General features: G+C 76.2%; 19 protein-coding genes. 9 read left to right on the top strand and 10 right to left on the bottom strand.

The features are described 5' to 3' along the window. The first annotated feature begins 142 nt into the window (after positions 1-142). Complete coding sequence (locus WCD74_RS00320; protein ID WP_337692812.1) at positions 143-1003, top strand: DMT family transporter; 861 nt, start codon at positions 143-145, stop codon at positions 1001-1003. Between the two features lie 85 nt (positions 1004-1088). Here WCD74_RS00320 and WCD74_RS00315 read toward each other — a convergent pair whose 3' ends face one another. Genes WCD74_RS00315 through WCD74_RS00305 form a run of 3 tightly spaced genes read right to left on the bottom strand, consistent with a single transcriptional unit; the run spans position 1089 to position 3810 of the window. Continuing rightward, entirely contained in the window at positions 1089-1403 is a 315-nt protein-coding gene (locus tag WCD74_RS00315; protein WP_337692811.1) for a DUF6247 family protein, read from the bottom strand. Positions 1404-1453: 50 nt separating this feature from the next. Beyond that, entirely contained in the window at positions 1454-2428 is a 975-nt protein-coding gene (locus WCD74_RS00310) for an alpha/beta hydrolase (RefSeq protein WP_337692810.1), read from the bottom strand. Then, the gene (locus WCD74_RS00305; RefSeq protein WP_337692809.1) at positions 2425-3810 is read right to left on the bottom strand and encodes an FAD-binding oxidoreductase; all 1386 of its coding nucleotides are present in this window, start codon (positions 3808-3810) and stop codon (positions 2425-2427) included. Before WCD74_RS00305 ends, WCD74_RS00310 begins: the two co-directional genes overlap by 4 nt. A 165-nt stretch (positions 3811-3975) precedes the next feature. On the opposite strand from WCD74_RS00305, the gene WCD74_RS00300 reads away from it, so the two are divergent. The 3 genes from WCD74_RS00300 to WCD74_RS00290 are packed head-to-tail and all read left to right on the top strand — an operon-like array spanning position 3976 to position 5992. Continuing rightward, positions 3976-4542, top strand: coding sequence for a superoxide dismutase (locus WCD74_RS00300; protein ID WP_337693623.1), 567 nt, complete (start codon positions 3976-3978; stop codon positions 4540-4542). A gap of 24 nt (positions 4543-4566) precedes the next feature. Beyond that, on the top strand, positions 4567-4944 hold the full coding sequence (locus WCD74_RS00295) for a hypothetical protein (protein WP_337692808.1): 378 nt from the start codon (positions 4567-4569) through the stop codon (positions 4942-4944). A 19-nt stretch (positions 4945-4963) separates the two neighbouring features. Next, the gene (locus tag WCD74_RS00290; protein WP_337692807.1) at positions 4964-5992 is read left to right on the top strand and encodes an NAD(P)-dependent alcohol dehydrogenase; all 1029 of its coding nucleotides are present in this window, start codon (positions 4964-4966) and stop codon (positions 5990-5992) included. Positions 5993-6011: 19 nt separating this feature from the next. On the opposite strand, the gene WCD74_RS00285 is transcribed toward WCD74_RS00290, so the two are convergent. Beyond that, positions 6012-6446 (bottom strand): GlcG/HbpS family heme-binding protein, encoded by a 435-nt coding sequence (locus WCD74_RS00285; protein WP_337692806.1) that lies wholly within the window; start codon positions 6444-6446, stop codon positions 6012-6014. A gap of 61 nt (positions 6447-6507) precedes the next feature. Between WCD74_RS00285 and WCD74_RS00280 the strand changes: the two genes are divergently transcribed. The 4 genes from WCD74_RS00280 to WCD74_RS00265 all read left to right on the top strand — a co-directional run bounded on the left by WCD74_RS00280 (position 6508) and on the right by WCD74_RS00265 (position 10513). After that, positions 6508-8193, top strand: coding sequence for a PP2C family protein-serine/threonine phosphatase (locus WCD74_RS00280; RefSeq protein WP_337692805.1), 1686 nt, complete (start codon positions 6508-6510; stop codon positions 8191-8193). Continuing rightward, the gene (locus WCD74_RS00275) at positions 8190-9230 is read left to right on the top strand and encodes a cobalamin B12-binding domain-containing protein (RefSeq protein ID WP_337692804.1); all 1041 of its coding nucleotides are present in this window, start codon (positions 8190-8192) and stop codon (positions 9228-9230) included. Before WCD74_RS00280 ends, WCD74_RS00275 begins: the two co-directional genes overlap by 4 nt. Further along, positions 9227-9568: an STAS domain-containing protein gene (locus WCD74_RS00270; RefSeq protein ID WP_337692803.1), complete on the top strand. Its 342-nt coding sequence runs from the start codon at positions 9227-9229 to the stop codon at positions 9566-9568. The genes WCD74_RS00275 and WCD74_RS00270 overlap by 4 nt, the downstream gene beginning before the upstream one ends. A 129-nt stretch (positions 9569-9697) precedes the next feature. After that, a complete protein-coding gene (locus WCD74_RS00265) occupies positions 9698-10513 on the top strand; it encodes a crotonase/enoyl-CoA hydratase family protein (protein WP_337692802.1) in 816 nt (271 codons plus the stop codon). An 89-nt stretch (positions 10514-10602) separates the two neighbouring features. Here WCD74_RS00265 and WCD74_RS00260 read toward each other — a convergent pair whose 3' ends face one another. After that, a complete protein-coding gene (locus WCD74_RS00260; RefSeq protein WP_337692801.1) occupies positions 10603-11805 on the bottom strand; it encodes an oxygenase MpaB family protein in 1203 nt (400 codons plus the stop codon). Between the two features lie 266 nt (positions 11806-12071). On the opposite strand from WCD74_RS00260, the gene WCD74_RS00255 reads away from it, so the two are divergent. After that, complete coding sequence (locus WCD74_RS00255) at positions 12072-12770, top strand: hypothetical protein (RefSeq protein WP_337692800.1); 699 nt, start codon at positions 12072-12074, stop codon at positions 12768-12770. A 12-nt stretch (positions 12771-12782) separates the two neighbouring features. On the opposite strand, the gene WCD74_RS00250 is transcribed toward WCD74_RS00255, so the two are convergent. The 5 genes from WCD74_RS00250 to WCD74_RS00230 are packed head-to-tail and all read right to left on the bottom strand — an operon-like array spanning position 12783 to position 16899. Further along, positions 12783-13925 (bottom strand): sensor histidine kinase, encoded by a 1143-nt coding sequence (locus tag WCD74_RS00250; protein ID WP_337692799.1) that lies wholly within the window; start codon positions 13923-13925, stop codon positions 12783-12785. After that, positions 13922-14569 (bottom strand): response regulator, encoded by a 648-nt coding sequence (locus tag WCD74_RS00245; protein ID WP_337692798.1) that lies wholly within the window; start codon positions 14567-14569, stop codon positions 13922-13924. The genes WCD74_RS00250 and WCD74_RS00245 overlap by 4 nt, the downstream gene beginning before the upstream one ends. Further along, a complete protein-coding gene (locus tag WCD74_RS00240; protein WP_337692797.1) occupies positions 14562-15608 on the bottom strand; it encodes an alpha/beta hydrolase in 1047 nt (348 codons plus the stop codon). Before WCD74_RS00240 ends, WCD74_RS00245 begins: the two co-directional genes overlap by 8 nt. Positions 15609-15651: 43 nt before the next feature. Beyond that, positions 15652-16065 (bottom strand): pyridoxamine 5'-phosphate oxidase family protein, encoded by a 414-nt coding sequence (locus tag WCD74_RS00235; RefSeq protein WP_337692796.1) that lies wholly within the window; start codon positions 16063-16065, stop codon positions 15652-15654. A 3-nt stretch (positions 16066-16068) separates the two neighbouring features. Next, complete coding sequence (locus WCD74_RS00230; RefSeq protein WP_337692795.1) at positions 16069-16899, bottom strand: NAD(P)H-binding protein; 831 nt, start codon at positions 16897-16899, stop codon at positions 16069-16071. Positions 16900-16913: the final 14 nt, after the last annotated feature.

Genomic DNA, 16913 nt, shown 5'->3' with positions numbered 1-16913 from the left:
GCTGCGCGGTGTCGCATTCGGCGACGGGTGTCGTGACCATGGGCCCGGGGTATCTGTCGGCCCGGCGGACGCGACCTCGGGCCGCCGGAGACGCAGCGGAGTGGAGCTCGACCAGGAGCGCCGACCCGGGTGAGGAGGTCCGGTGCTGCTGGCCGGGATCCTCCTGGCGGTGGCCGCCGCGGCGGGCAACGCGATCGGCTCGGTCCTGCAGCGGTCCGCGTCACGCCACCACGACCCGTCCCTGCGCTGGTGGGAGTCCCTGCTCGCGCTCCTGCGCCGGCCGGCGTGGCCCGCGGGCATCGCGGCCCACGTGGTCGGGTTCGCGTTCCAGGCGGTCGCCCTCGCGACGGCGCCGATCACGGTCGTGCAGCCGGTCCTGGTGGTCGAGCTGCCGTTCACGCTCCTGCTCGGCGCCCTGCTGATCGGGGCGCCGCTGGGTCGGCGGGCGTGGATCGCGGTCGCGACGATGGCCGTCGGGGTGGCGCTCTTCCTGGCCTGTCTCGACCCGCAGGGCGGCGACCCGCGGTCGACCCCGCCGGCCGCGTGGGCGGTGGGCACGATCGTCGTGGTGGCGGTGCTGGCCGGGCTCCTCGTGCTGGGGCGGGCGGGCCGCGGGCGTCGCCGCGCCCTGTGGTTCGGCACCGCGACGGGTGTCACCTACGGCTACAACGCCGCGCTCATGGCCGGGCTCGGACCGGCCTACGCCGGTGGCCTCGGGGCCGTCGTCACGACCTGGCAGTTCTACGGCGTCCTCGTCGGCGGCACGGTGTCGTTCCTGTTCCTCCAGCAGGCCCTGCAGGCCGGCGACCTCCTCTGGGCCCAGCCGGGCATCACCCTGGCCAACCCGTTCGTCGCCGTGATCTGGGGTCTCGCGGTCTTCGGCGAGCGCATCGCGGTCGACCTGCGGGCGCTCGGCCTCCTCGGCGGCGTCGCCGCCATCGTGGTCGGGACGGTCGTCCTCAGCCGGGTGGAGGAGGAGGCCGACGAGCGCGAGCCCGGCTGACGTCGGCGAACCCGGCGAGCAGGGGCTCGGGCAGTCCTTCGACGGCGGTGGCCGCCTCGTCGAGCATCTGGACCCGGTACACCGGTCAGATGCCGGCCTTGGTGCGGGTCACCTCGAACGGCTCGTCGTCGGGTACCGGCTCTCCCGTGGCGACCTCGGCCCACCGCCGGACGGAGCGGCGGAACCCCACCGGATCTCCCCACAGCGTCGCAATGAGGCGGTAGTGCTCGACGACGTCGAGCAGGGACGACAGGTCGAGGGTGGTCCGTGCTTCGTCGAGCGCCGCCTCGTACCCGGCGACGAACCGGCTTCGTTCCGGCTCGGGCAGTCGATCACGTACCTGAGCCGGTGACGCTCCCTGCGGGAGGGGCTCGTCGCCCGGAACCGGGTAGGCGGTCATGGGAGCAGGGTAGCGACGACCTCCGACAGCGAGATGCCCTTCCGGGAACCTCAGCCGACGGCGGCCCGGAGCGCGTCGACCATGCGGTCGCGGAAGGCCCGCATCGCCGGTGCGTCCGGGACGTTCGCGTCCGCGCCGTGGTACATCCCGGGCTCGACGTGCAGCGCCACCGGCACCCCGGCCGCGCGCAGCCGACCGGCGTAGGAGACGTCCTCGTCGTGGAACAGGTCCTGGTCGCCGACCCCGATCCACGTCGGCGGCAGTCCCGAGAGGTCCCGACGGCGGGCCGGGGCGGCCCCGTCCGGCACGCCGGGCGACCCGGCCGGGCTGCCGACGTAGGAGGTCCACGCCCGCTTGTTCATGCGTGCGTCCCACACGAAGCGTCCGCGGCCGCCGGGGACGCGGGCGAGCGCGGTGCGGTCGTCGAGCATCGGGTACTCGAGCAGCGCGAACGCGACGGGGCGGCCCTCGTCGTGGGCCCGGTGCACGGTGGCGGCCGCGAGCCCGCCGCCCGCGCTCGCCCCGCCCACCGCGATACGGGCGGGGTCGACGCCGAGCTCGGCCGCGTGGTCCTGGAGCCAGTGCAGCGCGGCGGAGCAGTCGTCGAGGTCGGCCGGGAACGGGTCCTCCGGGGCGAGCCGGTAGTCCACGCTCACCACGGGCACGCCGATCTCGGCGACGACCCGGCTGCACAGGTCGTGGTCCATGCCGGGGTGGCCGACCAGGTGGCCCCCGCCGTGGATCCAGAGCAGGGCCCCCGTCGTCCCGGTCCGGGACACCGAGTCGTAGACCAGGACCGGGACGCCGTCGGCCGTCCGCTCGTCGGCCGTGACGTCGGGTGCAAGCGGCGTGTCCCGGCGCATCCGGTCGCGCAGCACCGGCACCACGCCGAGCGGCACCCAGGCGAACGAGATCAGCAGCCGCGGCGTGCGCAGCGGCGGGGAGACCCGGCGCAGCGCCCGGGCCACACCCACGAGCCAGGTGCCCAGCGCGACGGCGAGGACCGCCGTCAGGACCCGCCTCACAGGATCTTGCCGGGGTTGAGGATGCCGTGCGGGTCCAGCGCCGCCTTGACCGCGCGTTGCATGGCGAGGTTCTCCGGGGTCTGCTCGGCGGCCAGGCCGTCGCGCTTGAGCAGGCCGACGCCGTGCTCGCCGGTGACGGTGCCGCCGAGCTCCAGGGCGTCGGCGATGATCCGGTGGAAGGCGGCCTGCGCGCGCTCGCGGGCGGGCTCGTCGCCGACCGGGGTGATCAGCAGCGGGTGCAGGTTGCCGTCGCCGGCGTGGGCGAGGTTGGCGATCGTGGTGTCGAAGCGGCGGCCGGTCTCCTGGATGCGCGCGAGCATCTCGGGGACCGCGGCGCGGGGCACGCAGACGTCCTCGGTGAGCACCGGTCCGAGCCGCTCGAGGGCGGGGTAGGCCAGGCGGCGGGCGGCGAACAGGGCGTCGGCCTCGTCGGCGGTCTCGGCGCGCGCGGAGAACGTGGCGCCGGCGGCCTCGAAGTGGGCGATCATCTCGTCGGCCTCGGCCAGTCCGGCGGCGCCGGGCGCGTCGGAGCGGCCGAGCAGGATGACGTCGGCCTCCGCGGCCAGGCCCATGTTCTTCCAGGCGTCGACGGCCTCCAGGCAGGTGCGGTCGACCAGCTCCAGCGCCGAGGGGGTCAGCCCGGCGGCGGTGATCGCGGCGACCGCGCGGCCGGCGTCGACGATGTTGGCGAAGTAGCCCGCGACGGTGTGCTCCGGGGCGCGGGCCGGGCGCAGCTTGACCGTGACCTCGGTGATCAGCCCGAGCGTGCCCTCGGAGCCGACCATGAGCCCGGCGAGGTCGAGCCCGGCGACGCCCTTGGCGGTGCGCCGCCCGAGCCGGACGAGCTCGCCGAGGCCGTTGACGACCTGCACACCGAGCACGTAGTCGCGGGTGACGCCGTACTTCACGCAGCACACGCCGCCGGCGTTGGTGGCGACGTTGCCGCCGATGGTCGACCACGGGCTCGACGCCGGGTCGGGCGGATACCAGAGGCCGCGTCGCGCGCACTCGGCGCGCAGGTCGTCGTTGACGATCCCGGGTTCGACGACGGCGAGCCGCTCGGCCGGGTCGATCTCGTGGATGCGGGTCATCTGCTCGACCGAGACGACGACACTGCCCGCGGTCGCGTTCGCCCCGCCCGACAGGCCCGTCCCGGCGCCGCGGGGGACCAGCGGGGTCCGGTGCTCCAGGCACGCGCGGACCACGGCCCGGCACTGCTCGGCGTCGGTCGGGCGCACCACCGCCGCGGGCAGCTCCCACGGCGCCCACTCGGCGTCGTCGTGGGCGTAGGAGGCCAGGACGTCCGGGTCGTCGACCACGCGGTCCGCCGGCAACGCGGCCCGCAGGGTGGCGACGACGGGTGCCGGGGCGACGGTGGTCATGGCGGTTCCCCTCGCTGGGCGGGCCGGACCGGTCCACGGTAACCGCGCGGGTCGGTCGCCGCCCCGACGTCGTCAGCGATGGTCCATCGCTGACGTCAGGTGTGCGGACGGCGCCACTCGCACCGTGGCGCGGTGCCGACGGCGATCTGCGAGGATCCGCCCGTGATGCGCCGAATCGCCCCGTTCCTTGCGCTGGTCAGCGCAGCGCTCGTCCTCACCGCGTGCAGCGGCTCCTCCGAGGTCCGCCGGGCCAGCGGCGGCGCGCTCACCGCGCCCGGCGCGCCGAACGCGACCGCCCTGACCTACAGCCCGGCGGCCCCCGCCGGCGCGAACCTCACCGTCGAGACGGTGCGCGCGCAGGACAGCACCACAGCGACCCTCACGGCGTCGGGCCTGCAGCCGAACCGCGGGTACGCCGCGCACCTGCACACCCGGCCCTGCGGCGCGACCGGCAACGACGCCGGCCCGCACTTCCAGAACCGGGTCGACCCGGCGGCGACCCCGGAGAAGCCGTCGTCCGACCCGGCCTACGCGAACCCCGAGAACGAGTTCTGGCTCGACGTGCGCACCGACGCGGCCGGGGCCGGGACGTCGGGCGCCACCGTGCCGTTCGCGCTCACCGACCGGGCGCCGGCCTCGCTGATCCTGCACGAGAAGGAGATGACGGCGACCGCTCCGGGCCAGGCAGGCACCGCGGGCGGCCGCCTCGCCTGCGTGACACTGACCCCGTAGTCGAGATCGTTACCGTGGGGCCCGATGAAGCGCACCGCGTCGGGCCCCACCGTCACCCTCTGCCGGGGCTGCTGCTGCGGCACCACCCGCAAGCACCCGGGCGTCGACCACGCCGGCCAGGTCGAGCGGCTGCGTGAGGGCACGGCCGGCGCCGGGCGGGTGACGCTGTCGGACTGCCTGGACGCCTGCGCCCACTCGACGGTCGCCGTCGTCTCGCCGTCCCGCGAGGGGCGCGCCGCGGGCGGGCGACCGGTCTGGCTGCTGGGCGTCCTCGACCGGGACACCGAGGACGAGATCGTCGCCTGGGTGCAGGCCGGCGGACCCGGGGTCGCCGACCCGCCGGGGATGCTGGACCTGCGTGTGTTCACCCCGGCCCGACGCATCCGCGCGCAGGTCGAGTGACGCGCGCACACTGGGCGGCATGCAGCGCGTCGCGGTCCTGACCGAGCCAGACCACGTCGTCCTCGAGGACCGCGAGGTCCCCGACCCGGGGCCGGGCCAGGTCCAGGTCGCCGTCCGGGCCGTGAGCGTCTGCGGCTCCGACGTGCACTACTACGACCACGGGCGCATCGGCGGCTTCGTCATGCACGCCCCGCTGGTGCTGGGGCACGAGACGTCCGGCGTCGTCAGCGCGGTCGGGCCCGGGGTGAGCGCACCCGCCGTCGGGACCCGGGTGGCGGTCGAGCCGCAGACCGAGTGCGGTCGCTGCGAGCAGTGCCGGCGGGGCCGCTACCACCTGTGCCCGGACATCGCGTTCTTCGCGACCCCGCCGGTCGACGGGTCGTTCGCCGAGTACGTCGTCGTCCCCGCGCACCGCGCGCACCCGGTGCCGGACGCGCTGACCGACGAGGCCGCCGCGCTCATCGAGCCGCTGTCGGTGGCGCTGCACGCCGCGGACAAGGCCGACATCGGCCCCGGCATCCGGGTGCTCGTCAGCGGGGCGGGGCCGGTCGGGCTGCTGTGCCTGCAGGTGGCGCTGGCGCGCGGGGCGTCCGCGGTCGCCGTCACCGACGTCATGGCGCTGCGCCGCGAGGCCGCCACCGAGTACGGGGCGACCGCCACCGTGGACGCCAACGACCACGAGAGCGGCCTCGCGGCGATCGGCGCGGCGATCGGGCAGGCCGACGTGGTACTGGAGTGCACCGGGGTCCAGCCCGCGGTCGACCTCGCGGTGACGGCGGCCGCCCCGGCGGCGACCGTCGTGCTGGTCGGCACCGGGGCCACCGTGACCCTGCCCCTGGACGTCGTGCAGGCCCGCGAGCTGGTCGTCAAGGGGACGTTCCGGTACGCCCACGTCTATCCGGCCGCCATCGAGCTCGCTGCCTCCGGGCGTGTCCGCCTGGACGACATGGTCACGTCCCACCACCCGCTCGAGGACGCGGTCGGGGCGCTGCTCGCCGCCCGCCGCGACCCGATGGCGCTCAAGGCGGTGGTGCACCCGGCGAGGTGACCCGCCGGGTGACCCGCCGTCAGGCCCCCGTGCGCGCCACCAGGCCCGCGGCCTCGATGCCGGCCACGACCGCCTCCTCGTCCGCGGTGGAGGCGTCCCCGGACGCCCCGGCGGCACCGATGACCTCGCCGTCGGACGTGCAGACGAACACCCCGCCGGGCACCGAGAACACCTTCCCGCCGGCGAGCGCGGCGACGGAGGTGAAGAACTCCGGGGAGTCCGCGGCCCGCGCGGCGATGGCGCGGCTGTCCATCATCAGGCCGATCACGCCGTGGGCCTTCGCGACGGCGACGTCCGGGCGCAGGAAGCCGGACCCGTCCGCCCGGCCGAGGGCCACCAGGTGGCCGCCGGTGTCCAGGACGGCCACGGTCAGGGGCTTGTAGCCGGCCGACTCGCCGTGGCGGAAGGCCTCCGCGACGATGGTGGACGCCTGGGAGTAGGTCAGGGAGCTCATGGGCGTCCCTTTCCCCGCGGGGGCGCCGGTCATGTTGACGACGGGAGATAGCGTGGTCGGTATGGACTCGACGATGCCGGCGGGGGCCCCCACGCCGACACCGCCGAGGGGCCTGCGCTCCCTGCACACGCGGGTGCTGGCGGGGCTGTCGGAGGCGGTGGTGGTCACCGGTCCGGCCCGGCCGGGCGGCCCCGAGGCGATCGTGTACGTCGCGAACCCGGCGGCGGAGCGGCTGCTGCCGGGCCTCGCCGTCGGGTCCGCGGTGGCGCGCGCGGGCCACGAGGTGTTCACCGCCGCGGTCGCCGAGGGCCGCCCCGGGTTCGAGGCCGAGATCGCCGGGCGCGTGCTCGCCGCGCGCGCCGAGCAGCTCGACGACGACCTGCCGTCGTCGGGGGACGTCCTCACCTGCTGGTACCTGCGCGACGTCACCGACGAGCGCCGCGGCTCGGCCTCGCTGCGCGACGCCCAGGCCCGCGCCCATTTCCTCGCGGAGGCGGGCCGGTCGCTGCACGGCGTGCTGCACCTCGACCGCACGCTGCGCACCGCGGCCTCGCTCGCCGCCGGGTTCCTGGCGCCGACCGTGCTCGTGCTGCTGGCCGACGGGTCCGACGCCGTCCGCTGGGCCCGCGCGGACGCGGGCGAGTCGCGCCCGCACACCGGCGAGATGGCCCGCGCCGCGCTGCGCACCGCTCCGCGCCTCCAGGACGCGCTGATCGGGGACGCGCCGGTCGACCCGTGGGTGAGCCTCGAGCTCTCCGAGCTGCCGGTGTGGAACGAGCGCCCCGCGGGCCGGGTCCAGGTCGTGCCGGTCCCCGGGACGGTCGTGCGGGGCGTGCTCGTCCTCGTCGACCCCACGAACGACCCCGTCGACCCGGCCGACCCCGACGTCCTCCCGCTGGCCGAGGAGTACGCGACGCGGGTCGGCGGCGCCCTGTCCTCGGCGGCGCTGTACCGCGAGCAGGCGCACCTCGGGCACGTGCTGCAGGCCAGCCTGGAGCCGCCGCCGCTGCCGGGCGACACGCGCGGCACGGCCGTCGTCGGGAGTGCCTACCGGCCGGCCCGCGAGAGCCTGCGGGTCGGCGGCGACTTCTACGAGGTGCTGCCGCGCTCGGCGGCGGGCCGGACCCCGTTCCTGCTCGGCGACGTCTGCGGCAAGGGCATCGAGGCCGCCGTCCTCTCCGGCCGGGTGCGGCAGTCGCTGCACGCGCTGCGGCTGGTCGAGCAGGACCCGGCGACCCTGCTCGGCCTGCTCAACGCCGCCCTGCTCGACGCGGCCGACCTCGACGCCGCGGTCACCATGCCGCGCTTCGCCACCATGGTCCTGGGCGACGCCGAACCCCTGCCCGACGGCGGGTTGCGGCTGCGGCTGGCCACGGGCGGCCACCCGCCGCCGTACGTGCTGCGCGCCGACGGGACGGTCGCCGAGGTCGACGTCGTCGGCTCGCTGGTCGGGGCGCTGCGCGACGCCGAGTTCGGCACCGCCGAGGTCGTGCTGGCCCCGGGCGAGACCTGCCTGCTCTACAGCGACGGCGTCACGGAGGCCCGCGGCGGGCCCACCGGGCGCGACTTCTACGGTGAGGAGCGCCTGGCGGCCGCACTGCGCGGCTGCACCGGGGCGCCCGCGCAGGTGGTGTGCGAGCGGGTGGTGCAGCTGCTCTCGGAGTGGCTCGCCGGGCGGGACCACGACGACGTGGCCCTCCTCGCGCTGCAGGCGCCCCCGCGCGCCCGGACCCGGGAGGTCTCGTGACCGCACCGCACGCCGCCACCACCGATCCCGCCCTGCTGCGCGAGGACCTGCTCGACCGGCTGGCCGCCTCCGACGAGGAGGGCGCGGTCGCCCTCGCGCTCGACGCCCTCGACGCGGGCCTGGACGCCGAGAGCGTGCTGCTCGACGTCGTCGCGGCGGCCCAGCGCGAGGTGGGGGAGCGGTGGGCGGCGGGGACGTGGACGGTCGTGCAGGAGCACGTCGCCACGCACATCTCCGAGCGCGTCGTCGCCGCGGTCGCCCGCCACCGCCCGGCCGGCCCGCCCACGGGCATCGGCCGCATCGCCGTGGCCTGCCTCGACGGCGAGTGGCACGCCCTGCCCGCGCGGCTGCTCGCGGAGGTGCTCGCCCGGCACGGCTGGGAGGTCACGTTCCTCGGGTCCAGCGTCCCCGCCGGGCAGCTCGCGGTGCACCTGCACGAGACCGGGCCCGACGTCGTCGCGATCTCCAGCTCGCTGCCCTCCCGCCTGCCCGCGGCGCGCCGGATGGTCGAGGCCTGCCGGGCGTCCGGCACCCCGATCCTGGCCGGGGGCGCCGCGTTCGGCCCGGAGGGCGAGTGGGCGGGTGCGGTCGGCGCCGACGGGTGGGCGCCGGACGCGCGGGCGGCGGCCGCCCTGCTGGCCGGCACGATCCGCCGTCCCGACGAGGGCCGCGTCGACGACGCCTCGCGCGAGGAGCAGGCGCTGCTGCACACGCGGCGGGGCGAGCTCGTCGCCGGCCTCGCCCGCCGGGTGCGGGCCGGTCACGGCGCCGACCCGCTGGCCGACGAGCAGCTCGCCGACGACCTCGGCCACCTGGTCGACTTCCTCGCCGCCGCCGTCTACGTCGACGACCCCGGCCTGCTCGCGCGCTTCCTGCGCTGGGTCGGCACCGTCGCCGTGCCCGGCGGGCTGTCCCGTGCGGAGGCGGGCCTCGCCGTGACCGACCTCGCCGAGCGCCTGGCCGACTCGCCGCGCACCGTCGCGCTGCTCCGCTCCGAGCCGGTGCAGGAGGCGTGCTCCGGGGAGGTCCCGGCGTGATCGCGGCGGCCCCGGAGTTCGGCGTGCGGATCGAGAAGGAACAGGGTCCCGACGGCGGGTCGCGGGTGCTCGTCGTCGTCTCCGGCGACGTCGACTACACCCACGTCTCCGAGCTCGAGTCCGCCGTGGAGCACGAGATCGACCGCGCCACCGGGCCGCTCGACCTCGTCGTCGACCTCACCGACGTCCCCTACTGCGACTCGTGCGGCATGCGCGTGCTGCTCGGCGCCTCCCAGCGCGTCGAGGGCGCGGGCGGGACGTTCGGCCTCCGCGGGGTGCACGGGCAGCCGTCGCGGGCGCTGCGCCTCACGGGCCTCGACCGGGTGCTCGGGGCGTAGCGGGGCGGCCCCTCCTCGCCGAGTGCGACGTGGCGCAGCTCCGGGGGCCGGCCGACCTGCCAGGTGTCGCACTCGCCGCTGCGCCGGTCGGGTTGAGCGCGACCGGCGCCGGGTGATCTAGTCCGACCCATGACGTCGCTGCCCGAGAACCTCGAGACGATCGCCGTCGACCGGCCCGTCGAGCACGTCGCGCGGATCTCGCTGGTCGCCCGCGCGATGACGCCGGCCTTCTTCGACGAGCTGCCCCGGGCGGTCGCCGCGCTCGACGACGACCCCGGCACCCGCGCCGTCGTCGTCACCGGAGCCGACGGCCGGTTCTCCTACGGCCTGGACCTCATGGCCGCGGCCGGGTCGCTCGGTCCGGTCCTCGGCGACCCGACCGCGGCGAACCGCGAGGCGTTCCTCCGCCACCTGCGCGGGCTGCAGGCCTCGATCACCGCGGTCGCCGACTGCCGCACCCCCGTCGTCGCGGCCGTGCAGGGCTGGTGCGTCGGCGGCGGCGTGGACCTGATCACGGCGGCGGACATCCGCGTGGCCAGTGCCGACGCCGTGTTCTCGGTCCGCGAGGTGCGGATGGCGATGGTGGCCGACCTGGGGTCGCTGCAGCGGCTCGTCGGCATCGTCGGCGACGGGCACCTGCGCGAGCTCGCGCTCACCGGCGACGACGTCGACGCCGCCGAGGCGCAGCGCATCGGTCTCGTCAACCGCGTGTACGCGACCCCCGACGAGCTGGCCGGCGCCGCCGTCGAGCTGGCGAGCCGCATCGCCGCCAACTCCCCGCTGGTGACCCGCGGCGTCAAGGACGTCCTGGACGCCGAGCGGGGCCCGCGCGTCGAGGCCGGGCTGCGCTACGTCGCCGCCTGGAACGCGGCGTTCCTGCCGAGCGCCGACCTGCAGGAGGCGTTCACCGCGTTCGCCGAGAAGCGGAAGCCGCAGTTCGGCTGACGGCGGGGCATCGCCCGAACCGTACGAACGGGCCGTTCATCACGGAAGAAGGTGACGAACGACCCGCTCGTCCGGATCGGGTCGCTGAGTCAGTCCGCCACCACCGCGAGCTCCCGCCGCCGGCCGAGCAGCCGCCGCAGCTCGCGCTCGACGTGGGCGTCCGACCGCCGCTCCAGCCACCGCCGGCCCGCAGCGCTGCGCGAGACCACGAACGACTCCAGCACCCCGCGGACCACCTGCGGCACCACCGTCCACGGCACGACGACGGGTTGACCCAGGTCGCGCAGCCCCTCGCGGCCGAGGAAGAGCCGCAGGTGACCCAGGACCCGCCGTCGTTCCCACCAGCCGCGCAGTCCGCCGCCGACCTTCGTGCGCTGGCCCTCGACGAGCGCCGTCGTCAGCGCCACCCCGGCGGGCGTCGGGCCGCCCTGCGCGAGCAGCAGGTGGTGGTCGAACGCGTGCTGGGCGCGCTCGGTGGTGAACAGCCAGTCCTCGTCGACCCCCAGGAGGAACCCGACGTAGCGCCACAGGTGCATCACCGCGTCCGACTCCGCGCGGGTGACCCGCCGGCCCAGCACCCGGGCACCGAGCAGCGTGGTCGCGCTGAACAGGGCCAACGTGCCGGCGAGGTCGCTGCGGTTGACCGGCAGGCCCAGCTGCGACGCGTCCCAGTCGGGCGAGCGCTCGAACCGGTCGTTCACCACGGCGTGCATCGCGCGGACGTGCGCGGTCAGCCGGAACCCCTCGCCGCCGCGGGCCATCCCGCCCGGCGCACTCACCGCCCGTCCCCAGACGAGCGTCTCGCCGAGCCGGCGCATCGCACCCGCCCCGGTCAGCCCGCCGGTGAGGACGAGCAGGTCGGCCGGCCCCTCGTACCGGTAGCCGCCGATCAGCGCGAGGGCGAGCAGCACGTCGTCGCGCGTGGACCCCAGGCGCCGGTAGACCGCCGCCCCCCGCTCGAGCAGGTCGCGGTCGAGCCACACCGGCTCGCGCTCGAGCTCGGCGACGAAGCGGCGCAGGGCGGGCGGGTCGGCGTCGGTGGTCCCGTCGGCGAGCGCCCGGTTCAGCGCAGCCATCGTGGTCCGGGCAGACGCGCCAGGGCGCATCGCCGCCGCGAGGTCGGCGCCGACCTCGTCGCGCAGCAGCATCCGCCGCCCGATCTCGTCGACGAGGTCCTCGTCGACCTCGCGCACCCGGCCCAGGAGCGCGAGCGGCCGGGCGATGCGGGCGTTGCGCTCGGGAGCGCCACGGAACCGGCGCGGGACGGTGACGGGGAGGGCGTCCGCGGTCATGCCATGACGCTCACACGAGCCGGTCGTCGGCTTCAACTCGCGTTCCCGACGGCGGTCGTGGCTGGTCAGGGCCTCGGTCCGCCGGGAGGACTCGCATCCGGTTCGCCGTGTCCCCCGACGGGGGGACACCGCTGTCGTCCGCAGGACCGGCCCGCCGGGGGACGGAGTCGACCCGGTCCCGGCGACAGGATTCTTCCTGTCAGCACGGAGAACGACCCCACCGGGACCGCTCCCCGCACCACCTCCCTCACCCTCGGGAGCACGTCATGCGCCTCACCCGGATCGCCGCCGCCACCCTGATCGCCGGCTCGCTCACCTTCGCCGGCACCGGCGTCGCCCTCGCCGACACGATCACCCCGGCCACCGCCCAGAGCACCCAGGGCAGCGCCGCCGCCCAGGCCGAGCCCGGCGACCTCATGCTGTCGGCCACCTCGGTGAAGCCCGGGCAGAGCGTCACCTTCTCCGGCTCGGTCGCCACGCCGACCACCGGCTCCGGCGCGATCTCCGTGACCTCGCCGGCCTTCGCGGGCGGCGCCACCATGACCCGCACCGACCCGACCGCGTTCTCCGGCTCGGCCACGGTCGCGAGCGGCGTGCAGCCCGGCACCTACACCGTCACGGCGTCGTCGTCGGCCGGGACGGTGAGCGCGAAGCTGACGGTCGTCGGGGCCGGCCCGGCGCCCACCCCCGCTCACCACGGCGGGACCGGCACCCACACCTCGGGGCACGGCCCGGCGTCGACGGAGACGGCGTCGACCAGCACCGACACCCTGAGCACGATCACCGACACCACCGGCGCCGACCTCCTGCCCTGGGCGCTCGGCGGGCTCGGCGCGATCGTCCTGGTGGGCGGCGGCGCGTACGCGATCGGCCGCGGGCGCAACGCCGACCGCCGCACCGAGCAGGCCGCCGAGGCCCGCCAGCAGTACCGCGAGCCGCGCACGGAGGTCATGCACCGCCGGTGAGCCGGAGCGACCTCAGCCGGGGACGTGGACCACGGTCCGCGTCCCCGGCCCCGTCGTGTCCAGGGTGAAGCGGCCGCCCACGCCCTCCACCCGCGCGCGGGTCGAGGCCAGTCCCAGGTGCCCGTCGGCGAGGCGGGCGGAGAGCACCGCCGGGTCGAGTCCCACGCCGTCGTCGGCGACCTCCAGCCACCGGCCGCCCTCGTCGTCGCCCAGGCGCACCGACACCGACGAGGCGTGCGCGTGCTTCGCGACGTTCGTGAGCAGTTCCCGGGCCACGCCGAACAGCAGCCGGTCGCGGGGGCCGGTGATGAGCGGCTCGGCCTCCACGGACACGGCGAACCCGCCCTGGGCGGCCGCCCGCTCGGCCACCCGGCGCACCGCAGCCACCAGCCCGGCCTCGTCGAGCACGTAGGGGTGCAGCGCGAACACCACCTCCCGGAGCTCCCGGACGCCGGCCCGCAGCGCCTCGTCGGCGGCCTCCGCCCCGGGGACCTCGTCCAGCTCCTGGCCGGCGACGAGCAGGGTCTGCAGCGCGTGGTCGTGGAGGTCCTCGGCCAGCCGGCGGCGCTCGCGGGCCTCGGCGTCGAGCACCTGCGCGGTCAGCGCGTCCGCGTCGAGGAGCAGGGCCCGGACCCGGTCGGAGCGGCGGGCGAGGACCACCGAGAGCAGGAAGGTCGCCACGGCGACCACCGCGAGCACGGCCGCCTCGGCGCCCAGCGTCGTCGCCGCGACCGGCGGACGCTCGATCGCGGCCGTCGTCAGGAAGGAGAGGATCGTGGCGACGCCGACGACGGCCGAGAGTCCCGGGCGGTACCGGAAGGCCGCGAGGACGGGGACCACGACGTAGGCCAGCGTCGGCAGCGTCCCCCCACCCCCGGCGAGCAGCGACAGCACCGTGATCGCGACGAGGTCCGCCGCGGTCGCGACGAGCCCGGTCCGCGGGCCGGCCGGACGGGCGACCACCCACGCGAGCCAGGCCGCCGCGAACCCCGCATACACCGCGAGCGTCGTCCAGAACGCCGGGCCCTCCGCGCGCGCCGGGTCGAGCACCGCGGCGAGCGCGACGAGCCCGACCAGCCCGAAGCGCAGCAGGCTCGTCGTCCGGGACGCCTCGGCGGAGAACTGCGCGAGCGCCCGGTCGGCGGGCGTGCTCACTCGAGCAGTCCCCGCCGCATCGCCTCGGCCACGGCCGCCGCCCGCTCGGTGACCTCCAGCTTCTCGTACATCCGCTGCACGTGGGTCTTCACCGTGCTCGGCGCGACGTAGAGCTGCTTCGCGATCGCAGGCGTCGAGAGCCCGGTCGCCATGAGGCGCAGGATCTCGGTCTCGCGCTCGGAGAGCTGCGGTCCGCGGTCGGCGCGCCGGTGCCGGATCTCCCCGGCCAGCCCGGACGCGAGCTCGGCCGGCAGCACCGTCCCGCCCTCGGCCACCGTCCGGACCGCCTCCACCAGTTCCCGACGGCGGGTCTCCTTGGGTAGGTAGCCCGCCGCGCCCTCCTCGAGCGCGCCGTAGACGATCGCGGGGTCGGTGAACGCGGAGAGGACGACGATCCGGGTGCGGACCCCGTCGCGGGCGGCCCGCCGGACGATCTCCGTGCCCTCCAGCCCCGGCATGCGGTGGTCGACGAGCGCCACCTCGGGGCGGTGCTCGACGATCGCCGCGAGGGCCGCGTCGCCGTCCTCGGCCTGCGCGACGACGTCGATCCACCCGCTGCCGGTCAGGGCGCGGACGACCCCGTCGCGGTACATCTCGTGGTCGTCGGCCACGACCACGGTGACCGGCGAGCGGGAGTCACGCACTCGCCCAGAACTCCGTCGCGACCGCCAGCCAACGCTCGGCCGCGTCGACGTGCGGGCCATGGCCGGAGCCCTCGAACATCTCCATCCGCACGGTGCCGCCGGCGTCGGCGTAGCGCTCCAGCACGGTGCGGACTTGGGCGACCATCGGCTGCGGCGGGAAGGCGTCCGCGCCCGGCCAGCCCGGCACGATCCCCGCCTGCCCGAGCGTGCCGAGCTCCAGCATCGACCCGTCGGCGACGACGACGTCGCCGGTCCCGTGGGTCCACAGCACCGGCGGCTTCGGGTCGAGGTCGGGCAGCCACGACCAGTCGCAGTACTTCGGCGAGAGCGCGTTGAGCAGACCGCGGGTCCCGGGGGCCGCCCCGGGCCAGTGCTCCGAGGTCGTGAAGTCGCCGGGGTAGCCGTCCTCGCTGATCTGCGACAGCAGGATCTCGTCGACGAGGAGATCCTCCCGCTCCGGCGGCAGGCGTAACTCGGGGTTCCAGTACGTGTTCGTCATGACGGCGCGCGGGCTCAGCGCGTCGTCGGCCGAGCGGTCGCCCTCGCGCAGCTTCGCGACGAACTGCGGGTTGGCGACGCCGGCGCCGGAGCCGGCGAAGTCGTCCCAGCAGGGCCGGCCGTCGGGGAACGTGCCGCCGTAGCCGTAGGGGGAGACCGGGTCGAGGAAGGTCAGCGACGCCACCGGCCGCTCCCGCGCCACCAGCGCGATCGCCGCGCCCGCGGTCGACCAGCCGACCAGGTGCGGCCGCTCGATCCCGAGGGTGTCGAGGTAGGAGCCGAGGTCGTCGGCCCAGTCGCCGAGCCCGCGGGTGGCGTCGATCGGCGCGGGCTCGGTGCGGCCGAACCCGCGCATGTCCGGGGCGAGGAACCGCCACCGGTCGCTCGCCGGACTCATCAGGTGTTCGAAGAAACGACCGGTGGACAGGTTGCCGTGCACCAGCACCACCGGCTCGCCGTCCGCGGGCCCGGACGTGAGGTGGTGGATGCGGATGCGGGCCTCGACGGTGCCGGCCTCGACGCCGGGGAGCAGCTCACTCATGGTGCGCGGAACGCTAGTGGCGTGCGGCCGCGGAGGGGAGTCCTCACACGGCGGGACCGCGCGTGACCCGGCGCGGGTGCAGCACGATCCGGACCAGGTCCTCGGCCGCCCAGACCGCCTTCGACTCGGCGCGCTTGTCCTCGTCGTCCCAGTAGCGGTCGGTGAGCCGGTCGGCCAGCTCGCGCCCGCCGTCGTCGTGCACGGTCGCGTCCGCCTCCACCGACACCCAGGCCTCCGGCTCACCGGGTGGGGTGGCGACGACGAACGACGCCTGCGGGTCGGCGGCGAGACGGCGGACCTTGAGCGAGCCCGCGAGCGAGAACATCTGGAGCTCGCCGTCGTCGGTCGCCTCGAACCACACGGGACGGGGCGCCGGGAGCCTGGTGCCCGCGGGCGTCACGGTGATCAGGCCGTAGAGGCGGCGGTCGAACAGGGCACGGTCGGAGTCGGTGAACACTGTTCAGACCCCCCACGCGCCGACGGCGGCCTGCTCCACGGCCCAGTCGCCGAAGGCGCGGGCGGGGCGGCCGAGAAGCCGTGGCACGTCGTCGCTGACCCCGTCGAGGTGGCCCTCGGCCATGATCGCCCAGAGCCCGACGAGCTCGGCGACGTCCGCCTCGCCCAGCCCGAGGGTGCGCAGCTCGTCGGCGTAGGCCTCGGGGGTGAGCGGCTCGTAGCGCAGGTCGCGGTCGGTGGCGGCGGCGAGGATCGCGAGCGCGGACTCGAGGGTGAGCGACTCGGGACCGGTCAGCTCGTAGACGCGGTCCTCGTGCCCCGGCTCGGTGAGCACGCGGGCGGCGACCGCGGCGACGTCGCCGAGGTCGATCAGGGAGTCCGCGATCCGCTGCCCGGGGAGGGCCAGCCGCCCGGTGCGCACGGCGGGCTCCCACAGCTCCTCGGTGAAGTTCTGCGCGAAGTTCGACGAGCGCAGGACGGTGCCGCGCCCGGACGCCCGGACGGCCTGCTCGGTCGCGACCATCGTGTCGCCGAACCGGCCGTCCCAGTGGTCGAACCCGCGCCCGGAGAGCATCACCAGCCGCGCGACCCCGGCCGCGACCGCCGCGTCGACGAACGACGGCACCGGCCCGGCGTCGTCCCCGGGTGCGACGACGTAGACCGCGTCCGCGCCGTCGAGCAGCTCCGGCCACGTCGCCGGCTCGTGCCAGTCGAAGCGCACCGGGCCCTTCCGGCCCGCGACCCGCGTGCGGTGCCCCGCGACGCGCAGCGCCGCCGCGACCCGTCGTCCGGACTTCCCGTTGCCTGCCAGTACCGCGATGTCTGCGCTGTTCATGCCGTCGAGCCTGC

The sequence above is a fragment of the Actinomycetospora aurantiaca genome (assembly GCF_037401875.1).
GTDB lineage: Bacteria > Actinomycetota > Actinomycetes > Mycobacteriales > Pseudonocardiaceae > Actinomycetospora > Actinomycetospora aurantiaca.
Note: the sequence above shows the minus strand (reverse complement) of the source record. Positions and strands in the feature narration are given on the sequence as shown.